Below are 12574 nucleotides of genomic sequence, written 5' to 3'. Positions count from 1 at the left end.
ACCCAATTAAATGAAAGGATAAATGCGCAATGGCACAGGAGATGCTAACTATTGTTTTGGGGGAATAAGGGAGAGGAAGAATAAGGTGGTAATGGTAGTTAAGAAATCGAAAACCTTAAGGAGGTAGAATATGGCGGTTATAACTAAGACCAAAAGAATATCGGAAAGGAAAGCAAAACAAAGAAAGCAGGCGACAGTAAAAGAAAAGGAAACTGTCGTTAGCGGGTTGTGTCTAACCTGTAATCATGCTAAAAACTGTTCGTTTCGGCTTAATCAGACACAGCCAGTGGTCTTTTGCGAAGAGTTTGAATCTTATGTACCAACGGTTGAAGAGGAAGTAGTTCCGGTGGTGGCGCCTACCGTTGAGGATATGCGGGAGTGGGACGAGTACAAAGGGCTTTGTGCCAACTGCGAGAATCGAAAAGAGTGTGCAATTCGTAACAGCGAAATTGGTGTCTGGCACTGTGAAGAGTATCAGTAACTTTGAAAAGTTAACAGGAGGATGAAAAATGAAGACGATTACGACAGTCCGCAGTAAACGGGCGATGCTGCCAAAATCGGTCGGCAATCAGAAACGCCGGAGTGTATATGAGGATGTGGTCACCCAGTTCAATCGTGCCGCCGACATAATGAATCTTGACCCCGGGGTGCGCAAGATTCTCGGGACGACGATGAACGAAATCGTTGTTCATTTCCCGGTCAAGATGGATGACGGTCGGATTGAGGTGTTTACCGGTTACCGGGTTCAACATAACAACGCCCTTGGTCCATTCAAGGGTGGCTTACGATTTCACCCGGCAGTGGATATCGATGAGGTTCGGGCACTGGCGACTTGGATGACCTGGAAGTCGGCAATTGTCAACATTCCGTTCGGTGGTGCCAAGGGTGGCATTCAACTGGACCCGTCTCAGTACTCTTTCTCTGAGCTGGAGCGGATTACGCGACGCTTTGCATTTGCTCTGGGGAATACAATCGGACCGGAATATGATATACCGGCACCGGATGTCAATACCAATCCGCAAATCATGGCATGGATTCTGGATACCTACCAGTCGATGATGCCGGCATATGAGCGTCAGCGCTGTCTGCATGTTGTGACCGGGAAACCGATTGAATCGGGCGGTAGTATCGGACGGGATAAGGCGACCGGTCAGGGAGTAGTTTTTCTTATCCGGGAATGGGCAAAAGACCACAATTTCGACCTGAACGGTGCAACATATATTGTTCAGGGGTTTGGCAATGTTGGTTCCTGGGCGGCACGGCTGATGAAACCGCTTGGCTCGAAGTTGCTGGCGGTTGAAGATGTGACCGGATCAATTGCCAATCCCGATGGTATTGACCCGGACGATTTGACCGGCTATGTTCAAAAGCACGGTGGTGTCAAAGGTTATCCCAAGGCAAAGCCAATTAGCCACAGCGAGTTCCTAAGTACAAAGGCAGACATATTCATTCCCGCGGCTCTCGAAAACCAGATTACGGAAGAGACTGCGCCGATGCTCAATGTGAAACTGGTTGCCGAAGGAGCAAATGGCCCAACCAATCCTGAAGGTGATGCAATACTGGCAAAACGGGGCATTGATGTGTTACCGGACATTCTCTGTAACTCGGGCGGTGTGATTGTTTCCTATTTTGAATGGTTGCAGAATAAGCGTAGCGAGTACTGGGAGTTGCAAGAGGTTGATTGCAAACTTTACAAGAAGATAGTTCCGGCGTACCATCGGGTAAAAGAGGCAGCAGAGAAGTACGGCGTAGACTGGCGTACCGCAGCGTACATTGTTGCCCTAACTCGATTGGAGAAGGTGTATAAGGAACGCGGAATTTTCCCATAAATAACGACTGGGGTAAAGCCACGCCTGAAGTAACCGGGCGTGGCTTTTTTTATCCGGGTCAGGGTTGACTTTGGCTCTAAGAATAGTAGAAGGTTTTAGTGGTGTGGCATAGATTGCTGGTTGTGGCGGGCATAACAGTGCTGGTTGGGTGTTCAGTTCTTTACACCGGTACACCGCGTTATGGTCGAGCGCGTCGGGAACGAAAGGCAAAGACACAGCCAGCGCAAATATCACAAAAACATCCGCTCGAGGAGAGAAAAGGAAAATTACCCTGGCCAGTTTCCGGAGTTGTTGTCGGGCAATTTGGAGTTCAGGTTGATCCGAAGTATGGCACAAAGACAAAAAATTCCGGGATTGATATCAGTTGTAAGAGTAACAGTGCGGTGCGAGCGGTTGGGAAGGGCAGGGTGAGTTATGCCGATTTTTTTATGGGGCAGGGGTTGATGGTGATTGTAGAACATGGCGGCGGGTATCATTCGATTTATTCCCGGCTGATTGAGTTAAAGGTCCGTAGCGGTGACGAAGTTGTTGCCGGTGATACAATCGGAATGAGCGGAGATGTTTTGCACTTTGAAATGCGGATTGGTGGTAAAGCGGTGGACCCACTGCAATGGTTAGAGAAAAAATAGTGTTGACATCTAATTGGGATACGGAGTAAGATAAGGTGGTTTATGGACAGTAATCAGGCAACCGAAAATGTTGTTAGAGTAAAATTGATGCCGCCCTGGTCCTGGGTGAGTTATGTCGGCGCGGTAACCAGTGTTTTGCGGACCCGGGGGGTGAAATGCGATTTTACCGATGTCGCCGGGATGAGCGGCTACGCATTTGTCGTTAATATTGACCCGGAAATTTTGCCCACCGGTCCGGTTGCCTTTGACTGGGAGGTGCTGGTGGAAGGGACTCAGGCGCTGGGAGTTGAGACCGAGCTGGTGGCGGTGGAACGGGGCGCAGATGATTCCGAGTTAGAAGTTGAACTTTTTGAACGGGTGCGGGCTGAGATTGACGCCGGAAGATGCTGTATCGTCTGGGGTGCAGGAGAGGCGCCCGAGTTCGGTATCGTGTACGGTTATCGGGGCGACTCTTATTTAGTACGGTCATCAAGGAGCAGTCGGAGCCGGGAAGAGGAAAAACTTTTAGGACCGGATGAGGAACCAGAACCACCGATTCGGTTTGATAATCTTAAGGCACCGTGGCGGCTGGCAGCGCTGTTTTTTGGCGACCGGATTAAAACCGAGAGCGAGTTGCAGGAACGCCAGGCGATAAGCCGGGGCGTAAAGTTGCTGCGGGGTCAGCATGCCTGTTTTGATAGCAATTACTATTATGGGGCAAGTGCATTTCGCAGCTGGGCGGATATTCTGGAAAGAGGACGAGCCGACCCGGTAGGTAATGCATTTAATCTGATGTGTTACTGGGAACTGCAGATGTTTGCGGCCGGTTTTTGTCAGCGGCTGGTTAAAAAGTGGAAGAGTGCGGCTGGGGCGCTAAAAGAGGCGGCAAACTTTTTTCAGGGCTCGTTAAAAAATCTTGAAAGGTTGAAAAGCCATTTGCCGTCTCGCATTGAAACCGGGCTTGAAGAGTGGGTATCTGACAGCAAAGCAATAACCCTTCTCCGGGAGTGTGCTACGCTGAATGAAAACGCCGCATCGGCTTTAGAGCGGGCACTTGGTTTGATGTAAAGTAGTTTAAAGATGATGCCGGGCAGGTGGGGTTCAGATTGAATCAGGACTTACTTGCGACAAGATAGATGCCGGTGCCGATTAGCAGTCCACCGGCAAGTTCGAGTGGCGTTGGTGGCTGGTGTAAAAGAAGGGCAGAAAGGATGGTAGTGCCGATTGGTTCGCCGAGAATGGACATCGCAACCACCGGTGCGGGAAGGTACTTCAGCGCCCAGTTAAAACTGGTGTGACCGAGAATTTGAGGTCCCAAGGCAAGGAGAAGGACAAGTAGATAGGTTTTCATCGGGTAGCCAAGAAGCGGAGTTCGGCTGACAAGGGCAAAGAGAAGAAGGAGCAGCGCGGCGATGGTGTAAACCGGATAGATGTAATTGAGCAGGGACAGTCCACTCCGGAGTTTTCTTCCTAAAATTACATAACAGGCGGCACACAACGCACCGCCCAGCGAAAGGAAATTACCGGTGGTAAGGCTGGTCGATTTCAATGTCGGTCCGGCAATGAGTATGGCGCCAAGAAACGCGATAAGGATAGCAAACCAGCCCCGTAATGACAGATGTTCTTTAAGAAATACCGGGGCAATGAGAGCGACAAAAATCGGGTTCATCGCCACAAGAACGACCGAACTGACCACGGTGGTGTGTTTGAGCGATTCAATCCAGAGGATAAAGTGGCCCGCAAGAAAGAAGCCAGCAAGGAGTGCCCAGCGCCAGCGTGCCGGGGTGAGTTCATTGCGATGGGTGCGAAGGTTTTTGATAAAAAACGGTGTGAGAATGATGCTGGTAAAGAGCATCCGACCAGCGGCAATCATCGGGCTGGGGGCGGGTGTAACACGAATGATTATTGAGGCAAAAGAGGCGACCCCAATACCGAAAAGCAGGACCAGGAAAATGCGGGCACGAGATACAGGCATTGAAGTAGTTTTGCTTTAATTTTTTATTTGTCAATAATATGTTCCAAACCGAATGGGTTGAGGTAATTCGCCGCTTCTTGTGAAATTAACTTCGCAAATCGCAAGGTGATAATTGAAATTGCCCTTTTCCCAACAGGTTTCAGTTCTTGTTCTTATGATACTATTAGAGCCCAAAACTGAGATTGATTAACGTTTCCTATAATTCCTTGAAAAAATGGAGGATAGGCATTAGGATACCATCCCCGAAACGGCCCAGGGGGTCGTCTCCTATACCGCTATCCCTTTGCCTTTGGTTTTAACATCCCTTTAGCCTTTTCAATCGCTTTTGACATTTATTTTGTTTTGAGGGGCGGTTGGTCTTTCATCGTGCAGAAGTGCCCGGACCATTGTTATAGAGGTATTTTAAGTTTCAGATTGTGGTGCCAGTAGCCGCGTCCCGATGGTATAATGAGTCAATATTACCAACAAGAGGGGGTCATAATCTTCCGGGCGTCCGTGATTGGGTTTCGCTTTTTAACCCGGCAGAGTGAGGTGGCACCATCTTATCCAACAACCGGTAAATTTTAATAGGGTTATGTTGCAATTCGGAGCCGGTTTTATATATTTTATCTGTGCAAGCCTTAACTCTATTTTTTGTGGTTGTCGCCGATTTGGGCTGGCTTGGTCCTTCGGCAACCGGTTTCACATTTATGAAAATTGGGGTTGGAGCAAGACCAACCGCATTGGGGCAGGCGTTTACCGCAGTTGCAGATGATGTGTATGCCCTTTTTTACAATCCCGCAGGACCGGCACTGGAGCGAAAGTTTGATGCGGGTTTAACTTTGTGCGAGATGTTGCAGGGTGTTTCTTATGTTTCCGGTGGGGTTACGGTGCCGGTTTTCAAGCGGTTTGGTTTTGGGCTGGGGGCTGGGTATTTGAATGCCCTTGACACCCGAAGGAGTGAACTGGGTGAAGAGCTGGGAAAGTTCAGTTTGAGCGATTTGGTTGTAGGACCTGGTGTTGCCTGGCAGCCGCTAAAAGGGGTTGCATTAGGAGCGGGTGCGAAGTTTGTTTACAGTCGGCTGGACTCTTTTGCCAGTGGCGCGGTATCTTTTGACGCCGGAGCACTGTATCGACCATTGCGTTACATCACCATGGGAGCAAGTTTGCTTCATATCGGGACACCACGCCGGTTTATTCAGGATTGGGAGTACCAGCCGGTTAATTTGCGCGCTGGTGCCTGTTTTAAACTCCCATTCGATAAGAATTACATTCTTGTTGCAGGTGATGTCTCTGCCTATCCAGATTACGGACCAACTGTCGGGGTGGGCGTTGAAGGGAAACTGGATATGCGTGCACTGGGTTCAAATCAGACCGGCGCGGTATATTTAAGAGGAGGGTATCAATCGGGCGGACACCTTGGAACCTGGTCCGGTTTTTCGTTTGGAGTTGGTTACGAAACGGTTTTAGCCGCTAATTTGACAATTTTAGTGGATGCGGTTTATCTCTCTTATGGAATTTTAGGGGATGCGCAGCGGGTTTCTATCGGTTTGAGGTGGGTACCGAAAACCGGGAAATCTTAGGCGGAATTTTCATAGTTAGACCGCCGGCAGCGCGGGTGTTAATATAGCAAATGCCGCTTGTGGTAAGTAGCGATTCCAGTCTTGCTGGAGTAGGATAACGCCCCATTACAACAACATATTCGGGCTTGAGGGGTTCAAACAGTTGCTTTTTATTTCCTTTACGACTGCCATGATGGGGTGATTTCAACAGGTTGACCGTGCCGCTTAGATTGGCCGGATGAATGACTTCCGGGAATTCACAGTCGCCGGTGAAGAGCATCCTGAAACCGTTTTGTTCAATCCGGGATACGATTGAAATCGGATTGGTAGGTATGAGTTTTTTTGAGTAGAACCATTTTGTAACAGCATCGGGCCAGAGGATGTCAACTTTAAAACCAAAACCGGCAAGGGATGCGCCCTTTCCGACAACAACGATTTTTGTCCCCGAACGTTGCAACCGGCGCAGCAGGGTTTGGTACAAACTGTCACCTTCTAATGTTGGTACAAGCAGGAGGTTTATCTTCTGGGTTGGTTCAAGGTCAAGAAGACCACCGTAATGGTCCCGGTCAGGATGGGTAATCAGGACGGCATCAAGGCGGTTTATACCACGGCAGAGAAGAAAGTCGCGCAGCACATCGGTGTTGTCAATGCCGGCATCGATGAGCAGTTTTCTTCCCTGGTGGTCTTCGAGAAGTACGGCATCACCGCGACCGGGGTCAAGGAAGGTTACCTGTGGTTTTGGGTTATTAAGGGCACTTTTCCATACAAGGAAGCACAAGCCAGCGAGCAGGCTGAGACGGAAGCCGGTTCTTGCCCAATTTTTTCGGTAGTTAAGGCTGAGCAGGATGAGCCCGTAAAGGTAAAACACACCGAACCAGGACAGTTTCCCGGGTTCAACTATTGCCCATTTTAAGTTGCTGAATAAATTGGTAATTAAGAGCATCAACTGGAGCAGAAAACGGAGGGTTTCGGCGAAAAGGGCGGCAATTGCTGGCGTGATAAGGTTGACAAAGGCGAGCAAAAAGCCGAGCGGTAGGATGACAGTTGTCAGGGGAACAAGCAGGATGTTAGCAAGAAATGTTAAAGGCTGGAATCGAAAGAAATGGTGGAGTAAAAGCGGCGCGGTGGCAAGCGTTGCGACGACCGAAACAAGAGTCGGGCGAATAAACCAGTTTTTCAGGAGGGGTGGGATGGTGATTTTTTTGAGTAGACTTTCCAGTTGGGGAGGAATAGTGATAAGACCGGCAGTCGCAGCAAAGGAAAGTTGCGCGCCGGGGTTAAAAAGGGTAAAAGGGTCTAAGAGGAGAAGGAGGATGCCAGAAACGGCAAGGCTGGAGATGGGGCTAACACGGCGCTGAGTCGGGCTACTTAAAAGGGCTGCCCAGGTCATAAAACCGGCACGGACCGCAGATGCCCGCCAGCCCACGACAAGGATGTAGAAGAGAGTTCCCAAAGTCAAGAGCCCGAACCGCCACCAGCCACGAATCCGCAGGACATTGAGCAAAAGCCACAAGCTGAAAACGACGATACTGACATGGAGCCCGGAAACCGCCAGAATGTGCATCGTTCCCGAGTCAGACATCGCCTTACAAACCGTTTCCGGCAAACCGGACTTTTCTCCTGAAAGGATAGCCTGGAGGAGCGCACCTTCGGTACCACCAATAAGGCGATTAAACAGATTGAAGAGATATCTTCTTGCCGGCATAATCAGTTGCGTGATTAGTGGGTTGCCGTGGTTACGGCTGACGATTTTTATTGCGCCTGATTTTACCGTGGCGCTGCCCACATACCCTTGTCGAAACAGAATTTTGTTGTAGTCAGTTAGAACCGGATTACGGGGAAATGAGAACGGTTTAATCTTTGTCCTGAGCAGGAGCAGGTCACCATAGTGCACGCTACTTAATGAGTCTTTAAATAAGAGCGATACTTTTCCGGAATAAGGGGGAAGAAGGACACCAGTTGACCGACCGGTAATTAATGGTTCCTCGGTGATAAGGACCTTAAATGTGGATGTGCTGTAGGTGCGGGAAATCGGAGTTTGAGGTACGCGGCTTTGGCCAAATACAAAGGCGGCAGCGATTAGCGTGAGATAAAGTGAGAATCTTTTAGTCCAGCGGGTTAGTATGATGCCGAGGAGTGCTGGGGCTAATGCTAACCACCAGGCGTGAACCGATACCTGACTCAATGCGATACCGGTTGCAATGGCAACCAGTTCCCGGACTGCGGCATAACGGATGCCAGTGTCCGGAATAGTAAACTTCATGGCAAAGGGTAAAAGATGGCAAATAAGGTGTCAAATTGGAATTTTTGCCGCAGGGAGGAAAGCCGGAATATTAAGAGTGTTAGAGTAAATTTTGACATTAAAGTTATCAATTAGTAAAATATCTATCTACATTATTGTGTGAAAAGGCAATGGTTTTTCTCTGGCAATAGAAAAATGGAGGAACAATGAGTCAAGTTCTTGAGATTCGCTGGCATGGTCGAGGCGGCCAAGGAGCCAAGACCGCGGCGTTACTCTTTGGCGAAGCGGCACTTGATACCGGTAAGTTCATTCAGGCATTTCCGGAGTATGGTCCAGAACGGATGGGTGCGCCGGTAACCGCTTTTAACCGGCTGGCTGACGAGCCAATTTACTCTCATTCCGGAATAAAAACACCGGATATTGTCGTGGTGCTGGATTCGTCGTTAATCGAACCGGCACGGGTTGTTGAAGGGTTGAAAGAAAACGGAATCCTTTTGGTTAATACCACGGAGAGCCCGGAGGAGTTGCGAAAACGGCAGAATCTACCCGCGACAGTTAAGGTCTATACTGTGGATGCGTCCCAAATTGCTCTGGAGACGATTGGGCGGGATGTGCCCAATACGCCAATGCTCGGCGCGCTGGTGCGGGTTACCGGAGTGTTGCAACTTGAACCGATGCTCGAGGCGATAAAAGAAAAGCTTGCATTAAAGTTTCGGGGAAGAGCAAAACTGGTAGAGGACAATTTGAAAAGTATCCGGCGCGCTTTTGAGGAAGTTAAGGGCGTCGATTAAAGGAGGAGAGGTGGCGAAACTCAAGGGATGGCGTGAATTGCCATGTGGTGCAATAATCACCGATATGGCAGCAGTGAAGGAGAACAAAACTGGTGCCTGGCGCAGTGTGCGCCCGGTATGGGATAAGGAAAAGTGTAAACAGTGTTTGATGTGCTGGATATACTGCCCGGACAGTTCAATTATCATTAAAGACGGTAAGGTGATAGGAGTTAATTACGAGTTTTGCAAGGGATGCGGAAACTGTGCCAGTATTTGTCCGGCAAAGGCGATTACCATGGAAAAGGAGCGAAAATGATTCTGGCGAAGACCGGCAATGAGGCGTTGGCCTACGCAATGAAGCAGATTAACCCAGATGTGGTGGCGGCTTATCCTATTACTCCATCAACCGAAATCGTTCAGTTGTTTTCTAACTATGTCAGTGATGGTGAGGTGGATACTGAGTTCGTCCCGGTGGAGAGCGAACATTCCGCAATGACCGCCTGTATCGGTGCGGCGGCTTGTGGTTGCCGGGTGATGACCGCAACCGCTTCACAGGGTCTGGCTTTGATGCACGAGATGCTTTTTATCGCTGCGGGATTACGGTTGCCAATTGTGATGGCGGTTGCTTCTCGTTCGCTTTCTTCACCGTTAAACATCCATGGTGACCACTCCGATTCGGTCGCATCGCGGGATTCCGGCTGGATGCAGTTTTTCTGCGAGACGGTGCAGGAAGGTTATGATACGCTAATTCAAGCGGTGAAAATTGCAGAAAAGGCAAATCTGCCGGCGCTCGTCGCAATTGATGGGTTCATTCTTTCCCACTGTCAGGAGCGGATTGAGACCTTAGATGACCAGGCGGTGCGAGATTTTCTCGGTGTGCGACAGCCTCAGTACAATCTGCTCGACTGGCGTAAACCGATTCTGGTTGGTCCGGCAACATTGCAGGATTACTACTTTGAGTTTAAGCGGGGTGAGATTGAAGGGATGAATCAGACGCTGCCAATAATTCAGGCGGTACAGGAGGAGTTTGGCAAACGTTTTGGGCGAACATATCCGGTACTTGAGGAGTACAGATGTGAAGATGCCGAGGCGGTCTTGCTTTTGATGGGTTCAGCCTGCGGCACCTGTCGGGTTGCGGTTGACCGATTGCGGGCTCAGGGAAAGAAGGTGGGGATGGTGAAACTGCGGGTGTATCGGCCGCTCGTCTGGCAGCTTTTGAAGCAGAGTCTTAGCAAATTCAAGAAAATTGGCGTACTTGACCGGGTTGATGCGGTGAACTCCTATGGTGGTCCGCTATTTACCGAAGTAACTTCGGTACTTTACAACGCACCTGAGAAACCCGAGGTTTTTTCCTATGTTTATGGGTTAGGTGGTAAGGAGTTTACTCCGGAAGACGCCATTGCGGTTTATGAGCAGGTCCTTTCCGGTAAAAAAGATGAATTAGTAACCTATGTGGGAGTGAGGTGAAGGATGTTGAAACTTACTGACCTGGCAAAAAATCAGGAACTGTTTTCCCATGGTCATCGTGCCTGTGCTGGTTGTGGTGAAGCGTTGGCGGTGCGGCAGATTTTACTCGCTGCCCAGACAGCAGGTATGCCGGTAGTAACAACGATGGCTACCGGCTGCCTGGAAATTTTTTCCTCAATTTATCCGCACAGCGCCTGGCAGGTGCCGATGATTCACACCGCCTTCGAAACAGCAGCATCAACTGCAGCCGGAGTTGAGGCGGCATATCGGTTTTTGCGCAAGACCGGTCGGATTAATGATGAGATAGCGATAATCGCCTTTGCGGGCGACGGCGGTACTTACGACATTGGCTTACAAGCACTTTCGGGCGCTCTGGAAAGAAGGCACCGGTTTCTATATGTGTGTACCAATAACGAGGCATATATGAACACCGGCATCCAGCGTTCCTCGGCAACTCCTTATGGTGCCGATACAACAACTTCTCCAGCCGGTAAAGTGCTTCCGGGTAAAGTTCAGCATCGGAAAAATATTATGGATATTGTCATTGGTCATGAGGTACCTTATGCGGCGCAGACCACGGTCTTTTTCTGGCGCGATCTGGCACAAAAGGTTCAAAAGGCACTTTTGACTCCGGGTCCAACATTCTTAAATGTTCTGGTGCCCTGTCCGTTAGGTTGGCGCCATCAACCGGGCGAGACGGTAAAACTTTCCAAACTTGCTGCCGATACCTGCTACTGGCCAATATACGAGTTTGAAAACGGTTCTTACAAAATCAACTACGAGCCAACGAAGAAGTTGCCAGTTGAAGAGTTTTTGAAACCCCAGGGCAGGTTTCGGCATCTATTTGAGAATCCAGAAGGCGCCAAGGTGATTGCCGAAATTCAGCGGTACATTGATGAGCAGTGGATAACGCTTCATAAAAAACAGGAGTGTTTTAAGCCGCAGTCTTAATAAAAGCTTTTTTCCTGCTGGTAGTTGACAGACGAAAAGTAGTGGTTATTCTTGCGTATGATATGTATTTATGAGGGAGATTCCTGGTGCAATTTTGGCCCGATAGTTGACCTGAGGGCAATTTTTGAGTTGAGGTGTGGTTGTTTTCCGCTGCTGGAAAAGTTACAAATGGTTTACCCAAAGGAGAAGTTTATTCTCTGGGTGCGTGAGGAAATCGCCGAACTGGTTGCGGAGAAGTACCCTGCTTTTCAAGTGAATGCGGCGGTGAATCAGCCGGCACTTTTCCTGTACGCTGGAGTAATTCTTTTTGAGCCGATTCCGATTCAGGGTCGCGATGAGAAGTTTACATCGATGGGAAGAACCATCGGCTTTCGATTGAATCGGCATACAGGTCGTAAAGCATTGCCCGATTTAGCGGGGCTTACGGCAAAAGAGGTTGCGGCTGAGGCGGTTTTTTATCCCTGGGATATTGTTCGACTTAACTATCAAGAACTTATAAGGGAACTGCCTTTAGTGACAAAAAGGCGTTTGGTGTTTGTAAAAAAGGGCGGTAAGGTCTATCCCGGAGCACAGGTTGTTACGGAAAAGGGTCCGGTATTTGTCGATAAAGGGTCTATAGTGCGTCCTGGTAGTATTGTTGAAGGACCCTGCTATATCGGGCCCGGTACAGTAATTGATGGCGCGTTGGTCCGACCGGGCTGCAGCTTTGGGCCACAATGCCGTATTGGCGGTGAGGTGGAAGAGTGTGTGTTTCAGGGCTATGCCAATAAACACCACGAAGGGTTTCTGGGTCACAGTTATGTAGGAGAATGGGTCAATTTAGGGGCGTTAACCACAAACTCGGACTTAAAGAACAATTATCGTCCGGTGCGGGTTAAAATTGGCGCAAGGCGGTTTGATACCGGTATGGTGAAATTGGGCTGCTTTATTGGGGACCATGCAAAGACCGCTATTGGCACTTTTTTACCAACGGGCGCGGTGCTCGGCACTTTTGCCAACTGGTTCGAGTCCGGCATGACACCAAAACTGGTATCCTCCTTTGCTTGGGGGAAGAAGGGGCACTGGCGTCGAACTGAAATGGTGGAGTGTGCTCGGCGAGTGATGGAACGGCGTGGTGTCCGGTTGAGTCCGACTTATGAAAAACTGCTTTTGAAGATTTACAATCGCCGCCGCCCAAAGCGGTAAATTCCT

General features: G+C 49.4%; 12 protein-coding genes. 10 read left to right on the top strand and 2 right to left on the bottom strand.

Annotation, left to right across the window (positions count from 1 at the left end):
- The first annotated feature begins 130 nt into the window (after positions 1-130).
- The 4 genes from HPY86_03195 (at position 131) to HPY86_03180 (ending at position 3505) form a co-directional block, all read left to right on the top strand.
- Positions 131-481, top strand: coding sequence for a hypothetical protein (locus HPY86_03195; protein NPV13921.1), 351 nt, complete (start codon positions 131-133; stop codon positions 479-481).
- A 64-nt stretch (positions 482-545) separates the two neighbouring features.
- Entirely contained in the window at positions 546-1829 is a 1284-nt protein-coding gene (locus HPY86_03190) for a Glu/Leu/Phe/Val dehydrogenase (protein NPV13920.1), read from the top strand.
- A gap of 98 nt (positions 1830-1927) precedes the next feature.
- Entirely contained in the window at positions 1928-2458 is a 531-nt protein-coding gene (locus tag HPY86_03185) for a peptidoglycan DD-metalloendopeptidase family protein (protein ID NPV13919.1), read from the top strand.
- Between the two features lie 42 nt (positions 2459-2500).
- Positions 2501-3505, top strand: a complete 1005-nt coding sequence (locus HPY86_03180) for a hypothetical protein (protein NPV13918.1) — start codon at positions 2501-2503, stop codon at positions 3503-3505.
- A gap of 43 nt (positions 3506-3548) precedes the next feature.
- Here the strand turns inward: HPY86_03180 and HPY86_03175 are convergent, their stop codons facing one another.
- The gene (locus HPY86_03175; GenBank protein NPV13917.1) at positions 3549-4412 is read right to left on the bottom strand and encodes a DMT family transporter; all 864 of its coding nucleotides are present in this window, start codon (positions 4410-4412) and stop codon (positions 3549-3551) included.
- A gap of 611 nt (positions 4413-5023) precedes the next feature.
- Between HPY86_03175 and HPY86_03170 the strand changes: the two genes are divergently transcribed.
- A complete protein-coding gene (locus HPY86_03170; protein NPV13916.1) occupies positions 5024-5974 on the top strand; it encodes a PorV/PorQ family protein in 951 nt (316 codons plus the stop codon).
- On the opposite strand, the gene HPY86_03165 is transcribed toward HPY86_03170, so the two are convergent.
- Entirely contained in the window at positions 5934-8216 is a 2283-nt protein-coding gene (locus tag HPY86_03165; GenBank protein ID NPV13915.1) for a DUF4131 domain-containing protein, read from the bottom strand. The two genes, HPY86_03170 and HPY86_03165, sit on opposite strands and share 41 nt — an antisense overlap.
- Positions 8217-8401: 185 nt before the next feature.
- Between HPY86_03165 and HPY86_03160 the strand changes: the two genes are divergently transcribed.
- The 5 genes from HPY86_03160 to HPY86_03140 all read left to right on the top strand — a co-directional run bounded on the left by HPY86_03160 (position 8402) and on the right by HPY86_03140 (position 12568).
- Positions 8402-8986: a pyruvate synthase gene (locus HPY86_03160; GenBank protein NPV13914.1), complete on the top strand. Its 585-nt coding sequence runs from the start codon at positions 8402-8404 to the stop codon at positions 8984-8986.
- A 64-nt stretch (positions 8987-9050) separates the two neighbouring features.
- Positions 9051-9281 carry a 4Fe-4S binding protein gene (locus tag HPY86_03155; GenBank protein NPV13913.1) on the top strand — a complete coding sequence of 77 codons (231 nt, stop codon included), beginning with the start codon at positions 9051-9053 and terminating at the stop codon, positions 9279-9281.
- Positions 9278-10432, top strand: a complete 1155-nt coding sequence (gene porA / locus HPY86_03150) for a pyruvate ferredoxin oxidoreductase (protein ID NPV13912.1) — start codon at positions 9278-9280, stop codon at positions 10430-10432. Before HPY86_03155 ends, porA begins: the two co-directional genes overlap by 4 nt.
- 3 nt (positions 10433-10435) lie before the next feature.
- Positions 10436-11383: a pyruvate ferredoxin oxidoreductase gene (locus tag HPY86_03145; protein ID NPV13911.1), complete on the top strand. Its 948-nt coding sequence runs from the start codon at positions 10436-10438 to the stop codon at positions 11381-11383.
- Between the two features lie 57 nt (positions 11384-11440).
- The gene (locus HPY86_03140; protein NPV13910.1) at positions 11441-12568 is read left to right on the top strand and encodes a hypothetical protein; all 1128 of its coding nucleotides are present in this window, start codon (positions 11441-11443) and stop codon (positions 12566-12568) included.
- The last annotated feature ends 6 nt before the right edge of the window (positions 12569-12574 follow it).

The sequence above is a fragment of the candidate division WOR-3 bacterium genome (assembly GCA_013177935.1).
Taxonomy (GTDB): Bacteria; Hydrothermota; Tepidihabitantia; order Tepidihabitantales; family Tepidihabitantaceae; genus Tepidihabitans.
The sequence above is the reverse complement of the archived record's forward strand: the minus strand, read 5'-3'. Positions and strand labels throughout refer to the sequence as shown.

Coding starts and splice junctions, on each gene's coding strand:
- HPY86_03195 (NPV13921.1), top strand. CDS start 131: ATGGCGGTTATAACTAAGACCAAAAGAATATCGGAAAGGAAAGCAAAA.
- HPY86_03190 (NPV13920.1), top strand. CDS start 546: ATGCTGCCAAAATCGGTCGGCAATCAGAAACGCCGGAGTGTATATGAG.
- HPY86_03180 (NPV13918.1), top strand. CDS start 2,501: ATGGACAGTAATCAGGCAACCGAAAATGTTGTTAGAGTAAAATTGATG.
- HPY86_03175 (NPV13917.1), bottom strand. CDS start 4,412: ATGCCTGTATCTCGTGCCCGCATTTTCCTGGTCCTGCTTTTCGGTATT.
- HPY86_03165 (NPV13915.1), bottom strand. CDS start 8,216: ATGAAGTTTACTATTCCGGACACTGGCATCCGTTATGCCGCAGTCCGG.
- HPY86_03160 (NPV13914.1), top strand. CDS start 8,402: ATGAGTCAAGTTCTTGAGATTCGCTGGCATGGTCGAGGCGGCCAAGGA.
- HPY86_03155 (NPV13913.1), top strand. CDS start 9,051: ATGGCAGCAGTGAAGGAGAACAAAACTGGTGCCTGGCGCAGTGTGCGC.
- porA (NPV13912.1), top strand. CDS start 9,278: ATGATTCTGGCGAAGACCGGCAATGAGGCGTTGGCCTACGCAATGAAG.
- HPY86_03145 (NPV13911.1), top strand. CDS start 10,436: ATGTTGAAACTTACTGACCTGGCAAAAAATCAGGAACTGTTTTCCCAT.
- HPY86_03140 (NPV13910.1), top strand. CDS start 11,441: ATGATATGTATTTATGAGGGAGATTCCTGGTGCAATTTTGGCCCGATA.